This window comes from Nostoc sp. UHCC 0251 (assembly GCF_034932245.1).
Lineage (GTDB): Bacteria > Cyanobacteriota > Cyanobacteriia > Cyanobacteriales > Nostocaceae > Nostoc.
The window spans coordinates 1-8,020 of record NZ_JAYGHD010000437.1; the positions used below are offsets into that span (position 1 = coordinate 1).

Annotated in this window: 2 protein-coding genes and 1 pseudogene; 1 reads left to right on the forward strand and 2 read right to left on the reverse strand. The window is 45.7% G+C overall.

Annotation, left to right across the window (positions count from 1 at the left end):
• Positions 1 to 57: 57 nt before the first annotated feature.
• Positions 58 to 6,075, reverse strand: a pseudogene (locus tag VB740_RS34685) (HAMP domain-containing protein); the annotation flags it as partial.
• Between the two features lie 403 nt (positions 6,076 to 6,478).
• Here VB740_RS34685 and VB740_RS34690 point away from each other — a divergent pair.
• Entirely contained in the window at positions 6,479 to 7,168 is a 690-nt protein-coding gene (locus VB740_RS34690; protein WP_323204349.1) for a Uma2 family endonuclease, read from the forward strand.
• 77 nt (positions 7,169 to 7,245) lie between these two features.
• Here VB740_RS34690 and VB740_RS34695 read toward each other — a convergent pair.
• Positions 7,246 to 8,020, reverse strand: a 775-nt coding sequence (locus VB740_RS34695; protein ID WP_323204350.1) for a HEAT repeat domain-containing protein, incomplete at its 5' end; no start/stop codon positions are given.

The following is an 8,020-nucleotide window of genomic DNA, read 5'->3' on the forward strand; positions in this document are numbered from 1 at the left end:
TGTTTCTTGAATCCTTTGCCAGCAAGCATTTCAAGACTTAACGGGAAAAGTCAGAAGCTTTATCTGCTCAATCAGTTCAAACCCGGTCATGTCGGGTAATCCTAAATCGAGAACGAGGCAATCAAAATGCTGTGAGCCAATAGCTTCTAAAGCTGCTGCACCAGTGCCCACAGCAGTGGTAGCAACATCGCTGTTGCCAATTAACTCAACAATACTAAGCCGTTGCGTGTCGTCGTCTTCGACTACTAACAAGTTTTTCACCTGGCGCTCAACAAAACCTTTAATTTTGGCCAACGCCTCGGATATTGTCTCGCTGGTTAAGGGCTTTTGCAGATATGCGATCGCACCTAGTTGCAAACCGCGCTGTCTCCCTTCCTCAACGGTCATGATATGTACAGGAATGTGACGGGTATTTGGGTCATGTTTCAGACGATCTAATACCGTCCAACCATCCATTTCTGGCAACCTGATATCTAGCAGAACGGCTGAGGGCTGGAATTGCTGCGCTAGCATCAAACCTGTACTGCCTGTTTGGGCAGTGATCACCTTGAATCCCTGCTGTTGCGCCATATCTAGAAGGATACGCGCAAAATTAACGTCATCCTCGACAATTAATAACACGCGATCGCCTCTTTCAATAACAGCGCGATCGTCACTGAGAAGTGGTGTTTCTAGCGGGGCGTTTTGCCCGTCATGAGTAGCGAGGGCTGGGTGAGGAGCCAGGAGTGGGGAGCCAGGGGCGGGGAATAGTTTGGATATAGGAGGCTCAGGAATCAATTGTGGGAAAAAGAAGGTAAAGGTGCTACCTTGACCTGGTTGACTAACCAGTTTAATTTCGCCGCCAAACAGACGGGCGATTTCGCGGCTAATTGATAAGCCCAATCCAGTGCCGCCGTATCTCCGACTGGTGGAGCCATCAGCTTGCTGAAATGCCTCAAAAATAACTTTTTGCTTGTCGGGGGCAATGCCAATGCCTGTATCGCTAACTGAGAAGGCGATGACATTTTGGGCGCGATTCAATGTTACTTGATCTTTGCTCCACCCTTGCTTTGCCACCGCGATCTGCAAGCGGACTTCCCCTTTTTCTGTAAATTTAAAAGCGTTGGAGAGCAGATTTTTCAACACCTGTTGTAAGCGTTTGACATCTGTGTAGATAGTTGTCGGCAATTCGGGAGTAAATTCAATTGCAAAGGCAAGTCCTTTGCTTTGAGCTATTTGCCGGAAGGTGCGTTCAATCTGATCACCCAACTCTGTCAATGGCATTTGGGTCATGTCAATCGACATTGTTCCAGATTCAATTTTAGCGAGATCTAGAATGTCATTGATTAACGCCAACAAATCAGTACCTGCTGAGTAAATTGTCTGGCTGTATTCGACTTGCTTGGCAGTAAGATTGCGATCAATGTTATCTGCCAACAACTTCGCCAAAATCAACAAGCTGTTCAACGGTGTCCGCAGTTCATGGGACATGTTGGCGAGAAACTCAGACTTGTATTTTGAAGAAAGAGCGAGTTGTTCAGCCTTCTCTTCCAAGGAGAGTCTTGCTTGTTCAATTTCCCGATTTTTGCGCTCGACTTCTTGCTTTTGTATGGCTAATAACTCTGCCTTTTCTTCTAACTCGGTGTTGGTTTGTTGCAGTTCTTCTTGTTGTCCTTTGAGTAAGTCCTCTGAAGTTTTGAGTGATTGGGCTTGTTGTTCTAAGCGCTTGTTGGTTTCTCGGAGTTCATTTTGCTGGGTTTGGAGTTCTTCAGCCAAAGATTGCGACTGCTTGAGTAGTTCTTCAGTTCGCATGGATGCTGCGATCGTGTTGAGAACGATCGCTATACTTTCGGTAAGCTGGTCGAAGAATGTTAGATGAATTTCGCTAAAGCGGCGGAAGGAAGCTAATTCTATAACTGCTGTCACTTGTCCTTCAAAGAGTACAGGTAACACCACGGCATTAAGTGGAGACGATTCTCCTAAACCAGAGGCAATTCTGACATAATCACTTGGCACGTCCGTTAGCAGTATTCGCTCTTTTTCTAAAGCGCATTGTCCCACCAAACCTTCACCCAAGTGGAAGCGGTTAGCCAGATGTCTGCGTTCCCGGTAAGCGTAGCTACTAATTAGTTTCAAATACGGTGTATTTTCCCCAGACTCCATTAGGAAGAATACGCCGTGTTGCGCTCCTACCAAGGGTGCAAGTTCTGAGAGAATTAGTTTAGATACGGTTTCCAAGTCTCGCTGACCTTGCAGCATTCTGGTAAACTTGGCTAGGTTAGTTTTCAACCAATCTTGCTCAGTATTTTTCTGCGTTGTCTCCCGCAGATTGGCAATCATCTGGTTGATGTTGTCTTTGAGTATTGCAACTTCGCCTAGTGCTTCGACGGCAATTGAACGAGTTAAATCACCTTTAGTTACAGCTGTAGCAACTTCTGCGATCGCTCGCAACTGAGTTGTCAGTGTAGCAGCCAATTCGTTCACGTTATCTGTCAAATCTTTCCAAGTTCCAGCCGCGCCAGGAACTCTAGCTTGTCCGCCTAACTTCCCTTCAATTCCCACTTCCCGCGCTACTGTGGTTACTTGATTGGCAAATGTCGCTAGGGTATCAATCATCTCGTTGATTGTCTCTGCCAAGGTTTCAATTTCTCCCTTAGCATCTAACATCAGTTTTCGTTTCAAGTCACCGTTAGCAACTGCCGTTACAACTCTGGCGATACCGCGTACTTGTGCCGTTAAGTTCCCCGCCATCGAGTTCACGTTATCTGTTAAATCTTTCCAAGTACCCGCGACACCTTGGACTTGCGCTTGTCCGCCTAACTTCCCTTCAGTTCCCACTTCCCGCGCTACCCGCGTTACTTCTGATGCAAAGGAACTAAGTTGATCCACCATTGTGTTGGTGGTGTTCTTCAAGTCTAAAATTTCGCCTTTGGCATCGACGGTAATTTTCTTCGATAAGTCGCCATTAGCTACCGCTTTGGTAACTTCCGCGATGTTGCGGACTTGTCCGGTGAGGTTCCCCGCCATTGAGTTCACGTTGTCTGTTAAATCTTTCCAAGTCCCCGCTACTCCTCTGACGTAAGCTTGAACGCCTAATTTACCTTCCGTTCCCACCTCACGGGCAACCCTGGTAACTTCTGATGCAAAGGAATTTAGCTGATCCACCATTGTGTTGATGGTGTTTTTGAGTTCCTGAATTTCACCTTTCACATCAACGGTGATTTTCTTGGATAAGTCGCCGTTAGCAACTGCCGTGGTAACTTCGGCAATGTTCCGCACCTGTGCCGTCAAACTTCCCGCCATGAAGTTTACGCTGTCAGTTAAATCCTTCCAAGTGCCGGCTACACCTTTAACTTCTGCTTGTACGCCCAACTTACCTTCAGTTCCCACCTCCCGCGCCACTCTTGTTACTTCACTTGCAAAGGAATTGAGTTGATCCACCATCGTATTAACGGTGTTTTTCAACTCTAAAATTTCACCTTTAACATCAACGGAGATTTTCTTAGATAAGTCGCCATTAGCTACGGCTGTGGTGACGGCGGCAATATTTCGCACCTGTGCCGTTAAACTTCCCGCCATGAAGTTCACGCTGTCGGTTAAATCTTTCCAAGTACCAGCTACGCCGCGCACATCTGCTTGTACGCCTAGCTTACCCTCACTTCCCACCTCACGGGCAACTCTTGTGACTTCCGATGCAAAGGAGTTGAGTTGATCCACCATTATATTGATGGTATTCTTCAACTCCAGAATTTCGCCTTTGACAGCAACAGTAATTTTCTTAGATAAGTCACCATTTGCGATCGCAGTTGTCACTTCGGCAATGTTCCGCACCTGTGCCGTCAAGCTTCCCGCCATGAAGTTCACGCTATCAGTTAAATCTTTCCAAGTACCAGCAACGTCTTTTACTTCCGCTTGTACACCCAACTTCCCTTCAGTTCCCACTTCCCGCGCCACCCGCGTTACTTCACTTGCAAAGGAACTGAGTTGATCCACCATTGTATTGATGGTATTTTTCAACTCCAGAATTTCACCTTTGACATCAACGGTGATTTTCTTGGATAAGTCGCCTGTTGCAACCGCCGTAGTTACTTCGGCAATATTCCGCACCTGCGCCGTCAAGCTTCCCGCCATGAAATTCACGCTGTCAGTCAAATCTTTCCAAGTACCTGCCACTCCCTTAACTTCTGCTTGCACACCCAACTTCCCTTCACTGCCCACCTCACGCGCAACCCTTGTTACTTCTGATGCAAAGGAATTGAGTTGATCCACCATTGTGTTGATGGTATTTTTCAACTCCAGAATTTCACCTTTGACATCCACAGTGATTTTCTTGGATAAGTCGCCTGTTGCAACCGCTGTAGTTACTTCCGCAATATTTCGCACCTGTGCCGTCAAACTTCCTGCCATGAAGTTTACGCTGTCGGTTAAATCTTTCCAAGTACCAGCCACACCGCGCACATCGGCTTGCACACCCAGTTTACCTTCACTGCCCACCTCACGGGCAACCCGTGTTACTTCTGATGCAAAGGAACTAAGTTGATCCACCATGATATTGATGGTGTTTTTCAGTTCAAAAATTTCACCTCTAACATCGACGGTGATTTTTTTAGATAGATCGCCATTTGCGATCGCAGTTGCAACTTCGGCAATATTTCGCACCTGTCCGGTGAGATTACCCGCCATTAAGTTAACGTTGTCGGTTAAATCTTTCCAAGTCCCTGCTACTCCCCGGACTTCTGCTTGAACGCCTAACTTCCCTTCAGTTCCCACCTCACGCGCAACTCTTGTCACTTCTGATGCAAAGGAATTGAGTTGATCCACCATTGTGTTGATGGTATTTTTCAACTCCAGAATTTCACCTTTCACATCAACAGTGATTTTCTTGGATAAATCGCCATTTGCAACAGCCGTTGTTACTTCGGCAATATTCCGCACCTGTGCCGTCAAGCTTCCCGCCATGAAATTCACACTATCGGTAAGGTCTTTCCAAGTACCCGCTACCCCTCGGACTTCTGCTTGACCGCCTAATTTTCCTTCAGCACCCACCTCACGGGCAACCCTGGTAACTTCTGATGCAAAAGAATTCAGTTGATCCACCATGATGTTAACGGTGTTTTTCAACTCTAAAATTTCGCCTTTGACATCAACAGTGATTTTCTTGGAAAGGTCGCCATTCGCTACCGCCGTTGTTACTTCCGCAATGTTACGGACTTGGGCTGTTAAATTCCCTGCCATCAAGTTAACGTTGTCTGTGAGATCCTTCCAAGTCCCTGCTACACCCTTAACTTCGGCTTGTACGCCCAACTTCCCTTCAGTTCCCACCTCACGCGCCACCCGCGTTACTTCCGATGCAAAGGAATTAAGCTGATCCACCATCGTGTTGACGGTGTTTTTGAGTTCGAGAATTTCGCCTTTCACATCGACAGTGATTTTTTTGGATAAGTCACCATTTGCGATCGCAGTGGCAACTTCGGCAATGTTGCGAACTTGTCCGGTGAGATTACCCGCCATCAAGTTAACGTTATCAGTCAAATCTTTCCAAGTGCCAGCAACACCTTGCACTTCGGCTTGAACGCCCAACTTCCCTTCGGTTCCTACTTCCCGCGCCACCCGCGTTACTTCCGAAGCAAAAGAACCAAGCCGATCTACCATCGTGTTGACGATATTCGCAGTTTGGAGAAACTCACCTTGGAGGGGCCTGCCATCAATTTCTGTTGCGATCGTTTGCGATAAATCACCATTAGCAACCGACCGAATTACCCGCGTCGTTTCAGCTGTTGGTTGAACTAAATCTGTAATGAGAGTATTGACAGAAGTAACGCAATTTGACCACGAACCACGAACATCTCCGAGAGAGGCACGTTCAGCAATTTTGCCTTCTTTGCCAACAACGTTACCAATCCGTTGTAGTTCCGCCGCCATCCGCTCATTCTGGTCAATAATATCATTGAGCGTATCAGCTATTTTTCCCGCCACACCAGTATGATCTATGGGCATCCGAGCAGAGAAGTCACCGTGTTTAACAGCATTCAGCGTTCTTAGTAGCTGATTTAAATCTAGATTGTCGCTGTCTCTAGTTAACTGTTCGGTTGCCATAGCCTTATCCTTAATCTTAATCCTTGAAGAATTTTTTGTATTTTTTGCACCCCGTACCTAGTTAAGATAACTTTTAGGTAATGCGGATCAACATAGAGAGCAGAGAATAGAAAGTGGATCAAACTAATTTCTATGGGTGCGAGTGTAAGCAGTTGATAAAGACTGCCAACTAAATGGTATTGCCGTCGATGTATCTGGCATACCACTTAGCTAATGATAGCTAGTACAGGTTGGCGATGGCTAACTGGGGGGAGTAAGCGATCGCACACTAGAACGCACGATGACAATTAACATTACGTTTTATGATTTTTGGAATTTGAGGAAAGCAGCAAATCAATAAATTCTAACTGATAATTGAGGTTTGCTAAAGTCAGAAATATCCGGCAACTCCAAGGATTGGCAAATGGTTAGAGAGTACTCACCCCAGAGACATCTGCCTCCACTTGAAAGTGGCGATCGCTTAACTCGCCCTGAATTTGAACGGCGTTATGCGGCTGCACTCCATATCAAGAAAGCAGAACTGATTGAAGGAATCGTTTACGTGGCATCTCCCTTAAGACATGAGCAGCATGGCAAACCCCACAGTCGGGTGATAACTTGGTTAGGAGTATACCAATCACTGACTCCTGGCGTTGATTTGAGTGATGCCCCAACCGTCAGACTAGATTTAGACAATGAACCCCAGCCAGATGTAGTGCTGTTTATTGAACCAGACGCAGGCGGACAAACCCGTTTGAGCAGCGACGGTTACATTGAAGGATCTCCCGAATTGATTGTTGAAATTGCCGCGAGTAGCGTTGCGATCGATACAGGTAGCAAAAAGCAAGTTTATCGCCGTAATGGGGTGTTGGAGTACGTAATCTGGCAATCTTACGAGAATAAAATTGAATGGTTTTGCCTAATTGATGGCGACTATCGATTGCTATCTCCTGGTGCAGATGGAATTATTCGCTCTGGGGTGTTTCCGGGTTTGTGGTTGGCGGTGGAGGCGCTGTTAAACAATCAGATGGTGCGAGTGTTGGAGGTGGTGCAAGCGGGGTTGAAGTCACCGGAACATAATGCGTTTGTGCAGCATTTGAAGAAACAGGAATAGGAGGGTACGTGGTCACTGAGCGTAGTCGAAGTGAATCAAAATTTCCTTCTGCCTCCTGCCTTCTGCCCTCTGCCTTTCTAGCTAGGTTCATTCCAAGCCCTAATCGCTTCAATCGCAATACCAGCAGGAGCAAATAAAATCTTTACAGTCTCAATACCTGCTGCTGTCACTGCTCTTTGCAAACGTACTTTGAGCATTGGATTATTTTTAATAACTTGCTCAATCGCTTGCCTATTTTTAAGTACTGGATGACTCTCAACAGCTTGAGCAACAATAGGTTGAGCATCGATTACAGTCGGTTTATCCTGCTCCATTTTCTCAAGCAACTGCTGAAGCACAGTTTCTAATTTAGCAATATCTTGTGTAGACGCGTAATTGTTTTGAGTGCCAATATTATCGCCTTTAATATCTCCTGTAACAGTGCCTACGACAGTGCCAACGTTAAAGGTAGGGCCTGTAGAATTATTGTTTGACATATGAGCTTCAAATATGATTATTTGATTAGGTGGATTTAGAGAACTAGTTAAAAGATCAGTGTTATTGGTTTCCTCATTCAAGACAGAATAACAAATTTCATGGTTATAAAATTTGCACCGCTCTTGAATTTTAGAAATTGCATCGCTTTTATCTTGTGACGGAGTTTTTAATTGTAATTCCCAGATATGATACAAAACTTCATAGCCAGCAATTTCTCCTAACGTCTTTGCGGCACTCAAACGAACAAAGAAATCTTTATCCTGCAAAGCTTTAATTAAGGGTGATACAGCTTCTTGGTTGCCGATTTTTCCTAACGCATATGCGGCACTCTTACGAACAGAGGAATCTTCATCCTGCAAAGCTTTAATTAAGGGT